The sequence below is a fragment of the Streptomyces ipomoeae 91-03 genome, assembly GCF_000317595.1.
Classification (GTDB): Bacteria; Actinomycetota; Actinomycetes; order Streptomycetales; family Streptomycetaceae; genus Streptomyces; species Streptomyces ipomoeae.
The window spans coordinates 1-15,548 of sequence record NZ_AEJC01000149.1; the positions used below are offsets into that span (position 1 = coordinate 1).

The window sequence follows — 15,548 nt, forward strand, 5'->3', positions numbered from 1 at the left end:
TGGAAGGAGTCGGCTTCCAGGGCCTCCCGCAGGCGCTGCTGGTCGGAGGGGAGCAGGTCGACGCCGCCGTCGCGGATCGCCGCGAGCCGGCCGGGGTCGATGTCGATCCCGACCACCCGGGCGCCCGCCGCGTGAAAGGACAGCGCCGTCGGCAGGCCGACATAGCCCAATCCCACGATGGCGACGTCGTACACAGCCTCGGCGAGGTGCCGGAACTCTGGGACCTGTAAAACCGTCATGATTCATCCTTCACATTCTCGGCCGACCGGCCATTGAATTCCGTGAGAAGTGAATCTCCTCAGAGATATGCAGGGCATCGCCGGACTGCTCATCCCCCAGGAGCCGCGCCGCTACCGATCCTTGTTCGTCACTGCATTCTTGAGAACATCTCCTCGTACGCTTCCCGAGTGCCGTCCGCGGCCAGGAAACGCAGCCGGTGCAGATAGGGGTTGTCCTGCGGATCGCCCAGATCGAGGGTGTAGCCGAGGAATTTGATGCACAGGAAGCGGAATGCGTCGAAAATCAGCGCACCGTCCTCGGCTTTGAGCGCCCGGTGCTGCCGGTAACTGTCCAGGGTCGCCCCGGCCAGCTCCCAGTCGATCCGGATTCCGTCGGTGGCGGCGAATTCCATGGTGGCGAGCGCCAGATCACACAGCTGAATGCCCCAGTAGCAGTCGTCGAAGTCGATGACCCCGGTGATCTCCAGACCGGCGGGACCGGGCTGGACCAGGACGTTCTCGTTGTAGAAGTCGGCGTGGACGACCCCGCGGGCCAGGGGACGGTCGGGAGCGAAGAGGCGCTCGGTCTGCTCCCATGTGGTGCGCACCAGGTCGCGATCCGCCCGGCCGCTCTCACCGAGCTCGGCGAGGCGCTGGTCGACGACGCCCGCCAGCTCCGCGATCAACGGGTGGTCCGCGTCCGGCTTGGCGCCCTCGGGAACCCAGCTGTCCAGCAGGTTCTGCATCTGGGCGAAGAGCCTGCCCGCCTGTCCGGCGATCGGGACGGAGAGCTCCTCCTCGGTGAGCGTCCGGCCGGGCAGGAAGGTCAGCACCATGTACGGATGCCCGTCGACGGTGCCGGTGAGGGAGCCGTCGGCGCGGCGCAGCGGGCGCTGTGTGGGAAAGCCTCCGTCCGCGAGGTGGCGCAGTACCGAGAGCTCGAACGTGAGCTCCTCGGCCACCCGGTCCGGCGGGCAGACGCGCAGCAGGAAGTCGCCGTCGGCGGTCTGGAGCCGGTAGTTCGAATTGATGATTCCTTCACCGCAGCGTTCGATTTCCTCGACCTCGCCGATGCCGTATTCGGCAGCGATCGCGTGCACGGTATCGGGTTCCAGGACCTTGAACTCATTGATGCGCGACATTGTCTCTCTCGTATTCCTGATCGGTTTCTTGGCTGCCCGCGTCGGCCCATGTCGAATAGGGGCGGAGCTCCGCTCCGAATTTCCGTTTGAACCGCATGAGGGAAGCCTGATGACTATAGCCGAGGTCGACGGTTCGGCAGCCTCGCCGGATGGCCTCCGTCAGCCCGGTATGCACCACCAGAGCTCCCGCATTCGGGGTGATGCCGTCCCAGCCGCTGACGAGATAAACGCAGCTGCCCGCGGAAACGAGAAAGAAGCCGAACGCCACCGGTCCGCCGTCGTTCTCGGCCACCACCCCGAACCAGGACTCATCGTCCCGGCGGCGGATCGCGGCGATGAGTTCGGGCGGGGTGCGATAGGCCGCCCCGACTCGTCGCTGAGCGCGGTGGACCAGGTCGAGCAGCGGGGCGAGATCCTCGTCGGACCCCAGCAGACGGGCCGTGACACCCCCCTGCCCGGCGCGGCGGACCTCGGTGCGCACATCTCCGGCTCGGTACCCCGCCCAGAGGGCCGTCTCGTCGGCCGGCAGCGTGATCAGGCAGGTCGCCCGCTCGGTGAGGCCCGGTGTGTCCGCTCCCGGCTCCGCCCCGGCCCGCGCCGCCGGATCCGGCGTGGTGACCAGGCGTTCGCAGGGAAGCGCGAGGTGGCGGGCCAACCGGGTGACCACGGTCAGTTGCTGCGCGAGCGGGACGCGGCGGTCCGGGGCCAGTACTCCGCCGTAGCCGACGTGGCCCGACGCGAATCCCCGTGCGGCCAGCCGGCCGCCGCTCAGGATCGGTACGTGCAGGTCACGGTGGCGCCACACCCGGAACTCGCCGCCGAAGACGGAAGCCACCGCTCGCCCCCACCACGCCGTGTGGTACGGGCCGCTTCCCGCCATGGCGGGGGCCAGAGCCTCCCACTCTCCGGTCACATCGGTCCACTCGCCCGGTTCCTCCGTCATGTCCCCTCCTCTGCCAGGTGCGGTGCGAAGGCCATCGGTGAGTCCAGCCGGCGCAACACCGCGCGGACCCGCCGGATCTGACCTGCCGTCAGGTGGGGGCCGGACGGCACGACCAGGGAGCGCGCCGCCCACCAGACGGAGCGTGCGCAGGGATCGCCCGCATGCCGGAAGGCCTGGAACCGGTCGGTCAGGTGGAGCGGCAGGTACAACCAGGTCGTCTCGATACCGGCGGCGGCACAGCGACGAGCGAGCGCGTGCCGATGCCGCGGATCGCACACGAGCATGAAGAACGTGTCGTGCACGCCGGGCGGAGGCGGCTCGAAGGCGCTGAGGAAGGGATGGTCCCTCAGGTCGTGGCGGTACAGCCGGGCGATGAGACTCCGACGCCGCGTCATGTCCCGCAGGCGCGCCAGCCCGGCAGCCGCCGCCCGGCGGTGCGCCGGATGCATGCCGGTGCGATCCGCCGTGGACACCGTCGCGTCGATGGCCTCGTCCACCCGGCGATATCCGCTTCCCTGGAGGCCCAGTCGCACCGGCAGGGCGGAGTGGATCCGGCGCAGCGACCCGGCGAGAGCGGCCGTGGCCAGCGCCCGGTACGGGGGGCCCGTCCGCCGGTCCAGGGCGGTGGCCAGGCGGGCCCGAAGCTCGGGATCGGGACAGTAGATCGCCCCGCCGCCGCCCGCCTGCACGGGCTTGTGCCGTCCGAAGGAGAAGATGCCCAGGGACGTTCTCGTGCCGACGGCCGCGCCGCTCTCATCACGGTTTCCCAGCGCCTGAGCCGCGTCATCGATGATCCACGCGTCACCGGCGGCGGCACGCAGCGGCTCCATCCGTGCCGGCCGTCCGAACGTGTTCGTGGCGATCACCGCCCGGACGCGCGGACCGGCGGCAGCGGCCACCCGGGCGGGATCGAGGTTCAGCGTGTCGTCGATGTCGACCATGACCGGGCGCATGCCCGCGGCCAGCACGGCGTCGGCGACGTTGGGACAGGCGAAAGCCGGGATGATCACCTCGTCCCGATCGGTACGGCGCAGCGCCTGAAGGATCACGCTGAGCGCCGCCGTGCCGCTGCCGCTGGTGAGGAGATGGGCGGGATCGACGTCCAGCGCCGACGCCAGCCTCTCCTCCAGGTTCGCCCCGCGCCGCGCCACGCCCATGAGGGAGGCGGGCGGGCAGAGCGGGACCCGTACCCGGGTGGGAAGCGGGTTGTACCGGGGGTCCACCGCGGTCACGACGCCCGCCCCAGCGTTCCGATCAACGCCGAGCCCAGCGAGTCGCTGAACTGTTCGAGCTCCGCCAGGGTGACGTACTCGTCGGGACCGTGCGCCCGGGCGAGATCGCCCGGTCCGAAGACGATCGCCGGGATGCCGAAGTGCTCGTAGAGCCGGGCGTCGCAGGCGCTGGGGAAGTGCCCGGCGCGCAGGTCGCCGTCCGCGTCGAGCAGAGCCCGGACGAGGGCGCTCCGGCCGTCGCCGGCCTCGCCGTGCGACACCGCGGCCCCGCCGTGCGACACCGCGCCACTGCCGGGGAACGACAGGCCGTACGGCTCCACGCGCGGGATGGCGAGCCCGGCCGCCGTGCAGCGCCGTGCCAGGTGTTCCTCCACGGTCGCCAGGGCATCGGATTCGGCGATCCACGGTGGTAGCGCGGCGGTCAGCTCGATCTCGGCGGAGGCGGCCGGGATCGCCGCGTCCGTGCCGCCGTGCAGCTTTCCCGCCAGTAGGTAGCGGCTGCCGGGCCGCAGCGGATGACGGCGCCTCAGCGTCGCGTCGGCCTCGTCCAGGGCGAGCAGCGCGTGGGCGGCCTGTGTGAGCGCGTTGTCGCCGTCCCGGGCGTACACCATGTGGCAGGGGTTGCCGTGGCAGCGGATTCTGTACTGCTGGAAACCACTGGTGCTGGCGCAGACGTACCCGGCCGTGGGCTCCGCGATGAGCGCGACGTCCACCGCCCGGCCGTCCACGGCGGCGGCCTCCATGTCGAGCAGGAGCGCCAGCGTGCCGTTTCCACCGATCTCCTCGTCGACGACGATGTGCACGGTCACCCGCCCGGCGAGGCCGGGATGCTCGACGAGCCGGCGCAGGGCCGCGACGATGCCCGAGACTCCGCCCAGCATGTCGCTGGCGCCCCGGCCGTAGATCCGCTCACCGCGCAGCTCGCCGCTGCGCCACAGCCCCGGGGAGGACCACTGGTGCTCGTCATCGACGAACTCCGTGTCGATATGGCCGTTGAGCAGCACATGCGGCCCGCCGGGGGCGAAGTCGCGGGTCGCCACCAGCTGCGCCACGCCGTCGAAGCCGTAGCCCGCGAAGATGCCGCCCCAGCGGGTGACATCGCAGTACAACGGGGAGCTCCGGAGACGGTCACCGTCGATGGACCGCAGTTCGGTTTCGAATCCCAGCGCCCCGAGCTGATCGGCGAGCAGGTCGAGCGCCGCGCCCACACCCGCGCCGCGGTACTGCGGATGACAGCGGATGAGCCGGGAGGTCAGTTCAGCCACAAAGGTCATCGGGTCACTCCCTCCGTCGCCTCGTGCCACCAGTCGATCGCCTGCCAGATCCGGGTACGGCGCCGGTAGTCCGCCTCCGCGATCTCGAAGGTCACCGTCCGCGCGGGCCCGCCGGCGCGCAGGATCGTCCGGACCAACTCCCGGTACAGCTGCGGTCCGAGCGTCGATTCGGCGGGAACGACGCCCTCCGTGCAGACCGTCGCCCGCGTGCGGGAGGCGATGCCGCGGAAGGCCGAGAAGTGGTAGTGGACGATGCGATCGGCGATGCCGGCGAAATCGGTGAAGCCGGTCTCACCACTGCGCGGATAGAGGCCGGCCTCGTCCAGCGCGCCGCTGCGCAGCAGCTCCGCGACGTGTACGGAGTAGCTGTAGTGGCAGAGATCCCAGCAGATCCCGATCCGGGAGGACTCCGGGAGAGCGGAGAGGAACGAGAAGTCGGGCGGAAAGCAGAGCAGGGGATCGAGCTCGGTCGGCTCGTTGCCCATCAGGGGCATGTTCTCCAGTCCGATCCAGAACCCCGCGCCGCGGCACCGCTCGTCGAGGACGCCGACGAAGCGATGGAAGCGGTCCGCCTCGGTGGCCAGATCGGCCCCGAGCCACTCGTCGACGGTGTGTACCTGGTTGCTGTGCAGCACCAGCCCGTCGGCGCCGACCCGGTCCGCCAGGTCCAGCATCTCCCAGAGCCGGTCGCGTACGAGCGGGTCGTCCAGGTAGTTGCAGTCGTTGACGGGGAAATGAATGATCAGCGTCTGCGGGCGGTGATCGTGGTGCAGCGACAGCAGGTTGGCCCGTACCCGGTCCCAGCGGTCCGGTCGGGCGATGTCGACGCGGTCGAAGAGCGATGCCTCGATCCCGTACCCCGCCTCCAGCCATTCCGGCCGGAACTGCTCGGCCTGCGACAGCAGGAAAGGGATGCAGAGCTTCACCGGGCACCCCCCGGCAGGGCCCGCAGGGCCGCGACGACCAGCTCCTGCTGGACGTCGCTCATCCCGGTGAACATCGGCAGGGACACCAGCCCGCGCGACACCCGTTCGACGACCGGGAACTTCGCCGCGGCGACCAGCGGACGGTTCGCGTAGGCCGGCTGGCGGTGCAGCGGTGTGTAGTGCACCTGGAGGGCGATGCCGTCGGCCGCGAAGCGGGCGAAGACCTCCTGCTTCGTCAGGGCCAGGGCGTCGATGTCCAGGATCGCCGGGTAGAGGTGCCAGACGCTCTTGGCGATGGCCGTCTCCGTGGCGGGAGCGACGTTCGCCACGCCGCTCAGGGCCTGGTGGTAACGCTCGGCCAGGTCCCGGCGGCGCCGGGTCGTCTCCGCCAGCCGTCCCAGCTGGCACCGGCCGACGGCGGCGTGCACGTCCGAGAGGCGCAGATTGAGGCCGGGGGACCGCACCTGGTAGTACCACGGGTTACGGGTGCCGTCCGCGGCGAAGGCGTCCTCGGCGTCCACCAGGTCCGCCTTGTCCATGCCGTGGTTGCGGAGCAGACGCAGCCGCCCGGCGACGTCGGCGTCGTGGACGGAGATCGCTCCGCCCTCGGGGGTGGCCACGTTCTTGGTGGGGTGGAAGGAGAAGACACAGGCCACCGAGCGGACGTCGGATCCCACCGGCCGGCCGTCGGCGTAGCGGGCTCCGATCGCATGGGCCGCGTCCTCGACGACACGCGCTCCGTGCTCGGCGCACACGCGGTGGATGTCGTCCATGCCGGCCGCCAGACCGGCGAAGTGCACCGGAACCACGATCACGTCGTCGTAGTCCGGGCCGGACTCCCGCAGAAGGGTCTCCAGCGCCTCGGGATCCATGTTCAGCGAGTTCTCGGCGATGTCCGTGAAGGCGATCTCATAGCCGAGATGCAGGGCCGTGGACGGAGCGGCGAGGAAGTTCAGATCGGACGTGACGAGCAGCTGCCTCGTCCCCGGCACGCGCAGCAGCGTCAGCACCGCGTGGAGCGCGGCGGTGCCGCTGGCGACAGTCACGACATGCGGCGCGTCGAGCGCCGCAGCCAGCTCCCGCTCGAAGGACGCGACCTGTTCGCCACCGGTCCAGGCGCCCGAGATCAGGACGTCCCGCACCGCCTGAAGCTCGGCATCGGTGACGTGGGGAGCGGCGTTGGGAACGAGGACGTTCATCGAGCCGACCCGAGGGGCGACGCGGGACGGGCGGCCAGGCATCGCCTGATCCCTTCGGAGAGAGTGACCGAAGCCCGGAATCCCAGGTGTTCCTCGGCCTTGGCGGCGCTCGGGATCCGGACGGTGACCTCCTGCGCGGCGTCCCGTCCGGCCTCGCCCGGGGAGATGCGGACGACCGGGGAGTCGCTGCCGGCCAGATCGTTCACCATCTCGACGACCTCGGTGATGGAGAAGGTCTGCTGGGACGCGAGGTTGTAGATCTCGAAGGGGGCGCCCTCCGAGGCGGGACGGCACAACGCGGCCCACATGCCGGCGGCGAGGTCGTCGACGTATGTGAAGGTCCTGATCTGAGCGCCGTCGCCGTGCACGGTCAGCGGCTCTCCGCGCGATGCCAGCTCCACGAAGCGGCTGACCACGAAGTCGGGACGCTGGCCCGGGCCGTACACGTTGAAGGGCCGGACGACCGTGGCGCGACGACCGGGCGACCGGGCGAACTCGGCCACGACGCTCTCGCTGAGCAGCTTCGCCCGGCCGTAGAGGGAGTGCGGCCTGGCCACGGCGTCCTCGCTCAGCACCCGTCCCGTGCCGTCCCCGTAGATCTCGGAGGTGGAGCAGAAGAGGAGGTGCTCCGCGCCGGCCTCGAGCGCCGCCGCCGTGACCGCCGCGGTGCCGCCGATGTTGATGTCGATGACCTTGTGCGGGTTGTGCTGGCAGTTGACCACCCCCAGTTCCCCGGCCAGGTGCACCACCGTGTCCGCCCCCTCGAAGGCCTGACGCAACGGGCCCGGATCCGTGATCGAACCCCGCACGAACTCCGCCTCCACGTCCTTCGGCGGTGGCGTGAGGTCCAGGACACGTAAGCGTGTGTCGGAGACCGCCGAAACGTGCCGCAAGAATGCCGAGCCGATGAAACCGCTTCCTCCGGTCACGCAGATCAGGCGGGGGGAATGTGCCGCTGCCATGAGTGCTCCGATTTCACTGGATTTCCCAGGATTTCCTGGGGACAAATGAGGGGGGAATCGAGTCGCTCAGGAATTGTTCGTCAGAATCGATAGCGCCTGGCGGTGCAGGGTCGGATTCGCGCAGACCAGGCTGTCCTGGCCGACGCCCGTGAGTCCGGAAACGCCGCTGGCCGCCGCCCCGGCCTCCTCCAGAATGATCAGGAGTGGAGCGAGATCCCAGACCTCCAGCTCCAGCTCGACCGAGAGGTCCAGCGTTCCCTCGGCCACCAGCATATGAGACCAGAAATCTCCGTAGGCGCGGCTTCTCCCGCAGCGCCGGTTCAGTTCGAGAAAGGCGGACAGCAGACCGCCGCGCTCCCATTCGGAGATTTCGGAATAGGAGATCGAGGCGTCGGTGAGATCGGCGGTGCCGGAGACGTGACAGCGCTGCGCGGTGTCCGGACCGGCGCCGGCCCACGCCCCGTTTCCCCTGGAGGCCCACCACCGGCGGCCGAGGGCCGGCGCGGAGACCAGACCGGCTGTCACCCGATCCCCCTCCAGGACCGCCAGCAGGCTGGCCCAGACAGGAACGCCTCGGACGTAGCCGGCGGTGCCGTCGATCGGATCGATGAGCCAGGATCGGGAGCCGCTCGTCCGGCCGCCGAACTCCTCGCCCAGGACGGCGTCGTCCGGGCGCCGGCGGGAGAGCAGTTGTCGCAGTTCCTCCTCGACCCGGTGATCGGCCTCGCTGACCGGCGTCATGTCCGACTTGGTGAGCGTCCGCAGGTCGGCCGCGCGAAACCGCTCCATCGTGATCTCGTCGGCGCGGTCCGCCATCAGGTGCATGAGCTCGATATCGTCGTTGTTCATCCGCATCCTCGTCCCGTCGCTGCCGCTGACGCCGGTCATAATCCGGGCGCCGATTTCAGCTCCATCGGTGATCGGACGGCGAAGTACGCCGAAATCCTCGACTATATGCCGGGCTAATCAAGCGTGCGTGCGACTGCATTCGTACCTCCGTTCAGGACTGCATCGAATGTGGAACGCAAACACCGCCCGTGATCAACGTAGGCAACTGTGCCAAAGAGCTCGGGGCTCCGACAAGAGCGAAATGGTTGCGGGCCGGGATAATGTCAGGTCATCGGCACAGAAAGCGCTATCCCGACGGTCGTCTGTGGCTGTCGACGATCAAGTTTTCCCCTGGTCGGAAATCGATCACCACCGAGATCGACCACGGCTTCCTCGGGCAGTGGATTGACCCGCGGAGCAGGAAACGCCACCGGGTCCGGGCCGCGCCGCCCGGGGCCCGCCGCCGAAGGCACGGTCCCGGCGGACACCGCCTGGTCACCACTGTCTGCGGACGCCCGGTCACCGCTGTCTGCGGACGCCGGGTCGTCGGGATGACGACCATGCCGGAGGCGGAAGCGGCACCGGCCTCGGTGCCGTCGACCCCATCCACGAGGCCCTGGCCCTGAAGGAACGCCATGGCGTCCGGCTCCACGTCGACGCCGCCTACGGCGGCTTCTTCACCCTGCTCGCGGGTGCCGACGGCCCGGAAGGACTGCCCCCGGAGCCCTGGCGGGCGATCGCTCAGTGCGACTCGGTCGTCGTCGACCCGCACAAGCACGGACTCCAGCCCTACGGCTGCGGAGCGGTGCTCTTCCGCGACCCCGAGGTGGGCCGCTTCTACCTCCACGACTCGCCCTACACCTACTTCACCTCGACGGAGCTCCATCTCGGCGAGATCAGCCTGGAATGCTCCCGCGCCGGCGCCTCGGCCGCCGCCCTGTGGCTCACCTTCCGGCTCCTCGCGCCCACGCCCGACGGTCTCGGCCGTGTCCTGGCGGCCGGCCGGCGGGCCGCGCTGAAGTGGGCGGACCTGATCACCGCATCGGACACCCTGGAGCTGTACCAGCGGCCCGAGTTGGACATCGTCAGCTACTTCCCCGCCGTGGAACCCGCCACCCTGACCGCCGTCGACGCGGCATCGGCACGCGTCCTGGCGGACGGCATGGCGGGTACCGACCCGGTGTTCCTGAGCACCCTCAAGGCCGGCCGCGAGGCGTTCACCGCACGCCACCCGAAGATCACCGCGGACGCCGACGGCGCACGCATCCTCCGCAGCGTCCTGATGAAGTCGGAATCCGAGCACCACGTGGAGCGCGTCCACGACCGGGTGGAACGGCTCACCCGGTCGCACCGACAACTGGAATCGCCCCGGGCCTGACACAGGCCCCGGCCTGACCCGAGTCGCATCACAGCGTGGCGACGACGACACATCGCCGTACTTCCGCGGGCAGGGCGGAGACCGGGCTCCGCTCTCCCTCGCGTGACAGGACCGGCCGCCTCGGTCGAACGGCCCCGCGGCCTGCGGTCCGATCCCGGCAGCCGTGATCAACGGCCCGTCGCCAACGGCCGGTGGTCACCCCCGAACTGATGCCGTCACACAAAAATCAACGAGAAACGACAGAACCATTGACCTGCTGTTGCCTCACCTCTACCTTCTGACCGACTCGCCGAACCCCATCCGGTATATCGGACAAGGTGGCAGTGGCTGCGCAGCCGTGTCCCTCGGTGTGCTCTCTCGCTGAGCGCCCTTTCCCTCCCCGCATGTCTCCGTTGGAGAGCAGATGAGCACAAGCCCTCTGCCGGACTCCCGGCCGTTCCACCGACGGTTCCTCGGCATGGCCGCCGGAGTCCCGCCGGCCACCGTGACCGCCGACCTGGCCATCGGGGCCCTGCGCGGCGACCCGAACTCCACCACCACGGAACACGCGGACGCCACCTTCTCCGCCGGCTCGCGGACGCCACCTTCAGTCTCCGTCGGCTACTGATACGCACCACGGCTGCCCACGGCGCTCCGGGACCCGGCGCCCTCGCGAGGTCAGCGTTCTTTCCGCCTCCCCTCCCCCCTTCCTCCTCTTGGAGAGCCGCATGTCGTACACCGCTGCCCGAAGATGGATCAGACGCGTCACCGCTCAGGTCCTCGCCGCCGGCCTTGCCGTCGCGGGTCTGGCGGCCCTCGACCGGCAGGAGCCCTCGGCGCCCCTGTCCGCCGAACCGGCCGCCGTGAGCACCAACCAGATCGGCGTCACACCGCCGCCGATGGGCTGGGCGTCCTGGAACACCTTCTTCAGCAGCATCGACCACAACGTGATCAAGCAGCAGGCCGACGCCCTGGTCTCCTCCGGCATGGCGGCGGCCGGCTACAAGTACGTCAACCTCGACGACGGCTGGTGGCAGGGCGCCCGCGACGCGAACGGCGACATCGTCGTCGACGAGACCCTGTGGCCCGGCGGCATGAAGGCGATCGCCGACTACATCCACAGCAAGGGCCTGAAGGCGGGCATCTATACCGACGCGGGCAAGCAGGGCTGCGGCTACTACTACCCCACCACGCGCCCGGCCGCCCCCAACACCGGAATGGAGGGCCACTACCAGCAGGACCTGGAGGCCTTCCAGCGCTGGGGTTTCGACTACGTCAAGATCGACTGGTGCGGCGGCCGGGTGGAGGGCCTGGACCAGGAGACGCAGTACAAGCAGATCGCCGCCGCGAACGAGGCCGCGTCGGCCGTCACCGGCCGCAAGCTGGTGCTGTCCTTCTGCGAGTGGGGCACCGGACTGCCCTGGAACTGGGCGACCGGCTACGGCGACCTCTGGCGCACCAGCGACGACGTCCTCTTCTTCCAGCAGACACCGGACCTGGCCAAGATGTACCGCAACTTCGACCAGGCCCTGCAGCCCGCCGCCCAGCACACCGGCTACGTCAACGACCCCGACATGATGATGGTCGGCCTGAACGGCATGACAGCTCAGCGCAACCGGCTGCACATGAGCCTGTGGTCCCTCGTCGGCGGCCCGCTGCTGGCCGGCAACAACATCGCCACGATGAGCACCGAGACCCGTGACATCCTCACCAACCCCGAGGTCATCGCCATCGACCAGGACCCGCGCGGCCTGCAGGGCGTCAAGGTCGCCGAGGACACCCGGGGCCTGCAGGTGTACGGCAAGGTGCTCTCCGGCACCGGCAAGCGCGCGGTGATGCTGTTCAACCGCACCGGCTCGGCCGCGAACATCACCGTCCGCTGGGCCGACCTCGGCCTGACGACCGCGTCCGCCACCGTGCGCAACGCCTGGACCCGCACCGACGCCGGCTCGTTCGCCACGAGCTACACCGCATCCGTCCCCGCCAACGACGCGGTGCTGCTGACCGTCTCCGGCACCGAGGCCACCGGTTCCACCTTCGAGGACACCACCACCGCCACCACCCCGACGTTCACAGGAGTCACCGCCGCCTCGGCGGGCACCAAGCTGGTCGACATCACCTACGCCAACGGTGGCAGCACCGCCCGCAAGGCCACCATCCAGGTGAACGGCCAGTACGCCTACCGCGTGTCCTTCCCGCCGACCGGCTCGGCCACCACGTACCGCGCCGTGTCCGTGCTCGCGCATCTGGCCAAGGGCGCCAACACGGTGAAGTTCGCCGCGGTCTCCGGCGGCGCCGCCCCCGACATCGACGCCCTGCGCGTCCAGGGCCTCCCCGGCACCGACGGCGTGGCCCTCGTCGGCTCCGCTTCCGGCCGGTGCGTGGACATCGACAAGAACACCTACGTCAACGCCACCCAGGCGGGGATCTGGGACTGCTCCGGCGGACGCAACCAGACCTTCACCCAGACCTCCCGCGGCGAACTCGTCGTCTACGGCAACAAGTGCCTCGACGCCGACAACAACGGCACCGCCAACGGAACCAAGGTCATCATCTGGGACTGCACCGGCGGCACCAACCAGAAGTGGACCCTCACCCCGGGCGGCACCATCACCAACAACCTCTCCGGCCTCTGCCTGGACGCCTCGGGCGCGGCGACCGCCAACGGCACCAAGCTGATCCTGTGGACCTGCAACGGCCAGAACAACCAGAAGTGGACCCTCACCTGACATTCATGGCACGAACATGACATACGACCGGCGAGAGCGCGACAGCACCCTCGCCGGTCGTGGAAGACGGGCCCAGGCCGTGCGGGGGCTCGGCCGGAGGAGTGGGAGTTCACCCGGCTGAGCGCCCCGAGTGGTGGCCGGGAGGAAACCGACTGACGGTGGACCAGTCAGGGCCGGGTCACCCGAGCTGACGAAGCGTCAGCTACCCGGCCACGATGGAAGGACCATCAGATGCGCTCTGCTCGCATGCTGTTCGCTACGGCGGCGGCCACGGCCGTTCTTGCCGTCACCGCCCCCGGCGCCTACGCCGACGGGGACAAGTGGGAACACGAGGACAACGGATACAGCAAGGAGCACCACGAGGACAACGGGTACAAGGAGCACGAGAAGGAGAACGGATACAAGGAGCACGAGAAGGACAACGGGTACAAGGAGCACGAGAAGGACAACGGGTACAGCAAGGAGCACTACAAGGACAACGGATACAGCAAGGAACACCACAAGTACGGCAAGCACGACGAGCCGCGTGGTGGGATTCACGCCGGTGGCGGTGCTCTGACCGCGGTGACCAACGGGGGGGACTGGGACTCCGGCGAGAAGGACCACGGCAAGGGGTGGGAAGAGCACGGGAAGGACGACCACGACAAGGACTCGTGGAAGGACGACCACGACAAGGGCTGGAAGGACGAGCACCACAACGGGGCTTGGAAGGACGACCACGACAAGCCGCACGGTGGGGTGCACACGGGAGGCGGTGCCCTCGCTTCGCCGACCGTGACCACGGGTGGGCTGGCCGCCCTCGCGGTCGTGGGCACGGGCGTGTACGCCCTGCGTCGCAGGAGCGTCGGCAGCGCGGCCTGATCCCTGCCTGACGCGATACCCGGTGCGATAGCGGCCGGGCCGCCACACCTTGCGTCGTGTGGCGGCCTGGCCGCGGCCCGGCCTCTCCCTTCCCTCGTCCCACGCCCTCCCGTTCGTCCCGCAGTCCGCTCAGCTGCCCTGCCCAGTGAGGTGGTGTCCGATGGCAGCCCATCCCCCGTCCCCCGGCGACATCGATCCCGTGCCGACCCGTCGTGGCCCTCGCGCCAATCTGGCCACGCTGGGTGCGGTGGCCCTGGTGGTCATGGCCGTGAGCCTGTTCGGCCATGCCGACTCCGCGTCCGACGCCACCCGTCCGCTGGGCGCCCGGCACGTGCCGCAGGTCGACCACGACTCCGCGCCGGCGCCGCTCGCCGGGCGCCCCACCGGAAAGCATCTGCCGCGGTCGAAGCCGGTCCGGCTGCTCATTCCGAAGATCGCCGTCGACGCGCCCTTCACCGCACTGGCCATCGGCGACTCCGGGCAGCTCGAAGCGCCGCCCGCCGATGACGTCAACCTCGTCGGATGGCATGCCGCCGGGGCGTCCCCCGGGGAGATCGGCACCTCGATCATCGCCGGGCACGTCGACACGGAGACCTCTCCGGCCGTCTTCGCCAAGCTCAGCAACCTGAAGAAGGGCGATGTCTTCCACGTCGTACGGGCCGACGGCCGCAAGGCGACCTTCGTCGTCGACGAGGCCGAGACCTTCGAGAAGGACAACTTCCCCGACCGTCGCGTCTACGCCGACGCCCCCCGGGCCGAGGTCCGCCTCATCACCTGCGCCGGTCCCTACGACCACACGGCCAAGGACTACACCGAGAACCTGGTGGTCTTCGCCCACCTGCAGTGAGCTCCCAACAGCGGCCGGGAGCGCTCCCATTCGGTAAGCGAACGGCAAGAGACCGGCTGGCCAAAAGATCTCCTTCGAGTGGCCAAGAACCATTCAAGGACCGGCCATGATTCATCAACGCTCGTCCATGATTCGACAACTTGAACGTTTGAAGGTTTAGCCGGACGTACGTTCCTGCCCGTGAACTCTGACATAGTCCCCCACAGAGGCGACGGCGCCGAGGCGACCGCCCCCGACGACGCCCCGGCATCCCACGCGAAGCCCCGCGGTCGGCGTTACCTCCTGCGCACCGCGCTCGCCGGTACCGCCGTCCTCGGCGGCGGCCTCGCGATCGGTGCCCTCCCGGCAGACGCGGAGACGATCAGCAAGACCACCGGCGCCGCCCGCTCCTCTTCGACCGGCACGCGCAAGCGGCCGAGCACGCCCGAAGAGGCGCTGAAGGAGCTGTCGCAGGGCAACCGCCGCTGGCGGACCTTCCACCAACAGCACCCCCACGAGGACGCCGCGGTCCGCAAGGCGCTGACGACCGGTCAGCAGCCCTTCGCCCTCATCCTCGGCTGCATCGACTCCCGGGTCCCCCCGGAGCTGGTCTTCGACCAGGGCCTCGGCGACCTGATGACCGTGCGCAGCGCGGGCGAGGTCCTCGACGAGGCGGTGCTCGGCAGCGTCGCGTACGGGGTGCTCGAACTGGACATCCCGCTGGTCATGGTGCTCGGCCATCAGTCCTGCGGTGCCGTGAAGGCCGCGGTCGCGGCGGACCGGACCGGCGAGGAACTGCCGGCCCACATCCAGTACATCGCCGACGCGATCGAGCCGGCGATCGACCACAGCGTGGAGGGCGACGCCCGGATCTCGGCGACCATCGACGCCAACGTCCGCCTCGTCCGCTCCAAGCTCGCGGCCGAGCCCGACCTCGCGGCCAAGGTGAAGGCCGGTGAGGTGGCCATCGTGGGCGCCCGCTACGACCTGACCACGCAGCGCGTGCACCTGCTCAAGTAGAGCGTGCGGCGGCTCGAGTAGGCCCCGGTAT

13 protein-coding genes and 2 pseudogenes are annotated in these 15,548 nt (G+C 69.6%); 6 read left to right on the forward strand and 9 right to left on the reverse strand.

The window, feature by feature from the left end:
- The 9 genes and pseudogenes from STRIP9103_RS09430 to STRIP9103_RS09470 all read right to left on the reverse strand — a co-directional run.
- Nucleotides 1-239: pseudogene (locus tag STRIP9103_RS09430) on the reverse strand (hypothetical protein); the annotation flags it as partial.
- Between the two features lie 128 nt (nt 240-367).
- Nucleotides 368-1,360, reverse strand: a complete 993-nt coding sequence (locus STRIP9103_RS09435; RefSeq protein WP_009306207.1) for a homoserine kinase — start codon at nt 1,358-1,360, stop codon at nt 368-370.
- On the reverse strand, nt 1,344-2,303 hold the full coding sequence (locus STRIP9103_RS09440; protein ID WP_009306209.1) for a GNAT family N-acetyltransferase: 960 nt from the start codon (nt 2,301-2,303) through the stop codon (nt 1,344-1,346). The genes STRIP9103_RS09435 and STRIP9103_RS09440 overlap by 17 nt, the downstream gene beginning before the upstream one ends.
- On the reverse strand, nt 2,300-3,535 hold the full coding sequence (locus tag STRIP9103_RS09445) for a DegT/DnrJ/EryC1/StrS family aminotransferase (RefSeq protein WP_048819985.1): 1,236 nt from the start codon (nt 3,533-3,535) through the stop codon (nt 2,300-2,302). Before STRIP9103_RS09445 ends, STRIP9103_RS09440 begins: the two co-directional genes overlap by 4 nt.
- Nucleotides 3,532-4,809 carry a M20 family metallopeptidase gene (locus STRIP9103_RS09450; protein ID WP_048819986.1) on the reverse strand — a complete coding sequence of 426 codons (1,278 nt, stop codon included), beginning with the start codon at nt 4,807-4,809 and terminating at the stop codon, nt 3,532-3,534. Before STRIP9103_RS09450 ends, STRIP9103_RS09445 begins: the two co-directional genes overlap by 4 nt.
- A complete protein-coding gene (locus STRIP9103_RS09455) occupies nt 4,806-5,735 on the reverse strand; it encodes an apurinic/apyrimidinic endonuclease family protein (protein ID WP_009306218.1) in 930 nt (309 codons plus the stop codon). The genes STRIP9103_RS09450 and STRIP9103_RS09455 overlap by 4 nt, the downstream gene beginning before the upstream one ends.
- Nucleotides 5,732-6,976: a DegT/DnrJ/EryC1/StrS family aminotransferase gene (locus tag STRIP9103_RS09460; RefSeq protein WP_009306204.1), complete on the reverse strand. Its 1,245-nt coding sequence runs from the start codon at nt 6,974-6,976 to the stop codon at nt 5,732-5,734. Before STRIP9103_RS09460 ends, STRIP9103_RS09455 begins: the two co-directional genes overlap by 4 nt.
- On the reverse strand, nt 6,931-7,896 hold the full coding sequence (locus STRIP9103_RS09465; protein ID WP_048819987.1) for an NAD-dependent epimerase/dehydratase family protein: 966 nt from the start codon (nt 7,894-7,896) through the stop codon (nt 6,931-6,933). Before STRIP9103_RS09465 ends, STRIP9103_RS09460 begins: the two co-directional genes overlap by 46 nt.
- A gap of 66 nt (nt 7,897-7,962) precedes the next feature.
- The gene (locus STRIP9103_RS09470; protein ID WP_234022162.1) at nt 7,963-8,745 is read right to left on the reverse strand and encodes an inositol monophosphatase family protein; all 783 of its coding nucleotides are present in this window, start codon (nt 8,743-8,745) and stop codon (nt 7,963-7,965) included.
- Between the two features lie 559 nt (nt 8,746-9,304).
- Here STRIP9103_RS09470 and STRIP9103_RS09475 point away from each other — a divergent pair.
- From STRIP9103_RS09475 to STRIP9103_RS09500, 6 genes and pseudogenes are all read left to right on the forward strand, one after another.
- Nucleotides 9,305-10,102: pseudogene (locus tag STRIP9103_RS09475) on the forward strand (pyridoxal-dependent decarboxylase); the annotation flags it as partial.
- Nucleotides 10,103-10,505: 403 nt separating this feature from the next.
- The gene (locus STRIP9103_RS09480; protein ID WP_048819988.1) at nt 10,506-10,709 is read left to right on the forward strand and encodes a hypothetical protein; all 204 of its coding nucleotides are present in this window, start codon (nt 10,506-10,508) and stop codon (nt 10,707-10,709) included.
- A 100-nt stretch (nt 10,710-10,809) separates the two neighbouring features.
- Complete coding sequence (locus STRIP9103_RS09485; RefSeq protein ID WP_009306216.1) at nt 10,810-12,810, forward strand: RICIN domain-containing protein; 2,001 nt, start codon at nt 10,810-10,812, stop codon at nt 12,808-12,810.
- 231 nt (nt 12,811-13,041) lie between these two features.
- On the forward strand, nt 13,042-13,671 hold the full coding sequence (locus STRIP9103_RS09490) for a hypothetical protein (RefSeq protein WP_009306219.1): 630 nt from the start codon (nt 13,042-13,044) through the stop codon (nt 13,669-13,671).
- Between the two features lie 160 nt (nt 13,672-13,831).
- Nucleotides 13,832-14,518 (forward strand): class F sortase, encoded by a 687-nt coding sequence (locus tag STRIP9103_RS09495; RefSeq protein WP_009306217.1) that lies wholly within the window; start codon nt 13,832-13,834, stop codon nt 14,516-14,518.
- A gap of 180 nt (nt 14,519-14,698) precedes the next feature.
- Nucleotides 14,699-15,517 (forward strand): carbonic anhydrase, encoded by an 819-nt coding sequence (locus STRIP9103_RS09500; RefSeq protein WP_009306213.1) that lies wholly within the window; start codon nt 14,699-14,701, stop codon nt 15,515-15,517.
- Nucleotides 15,518-15,548: the final 31 nt, after the last annotated feature.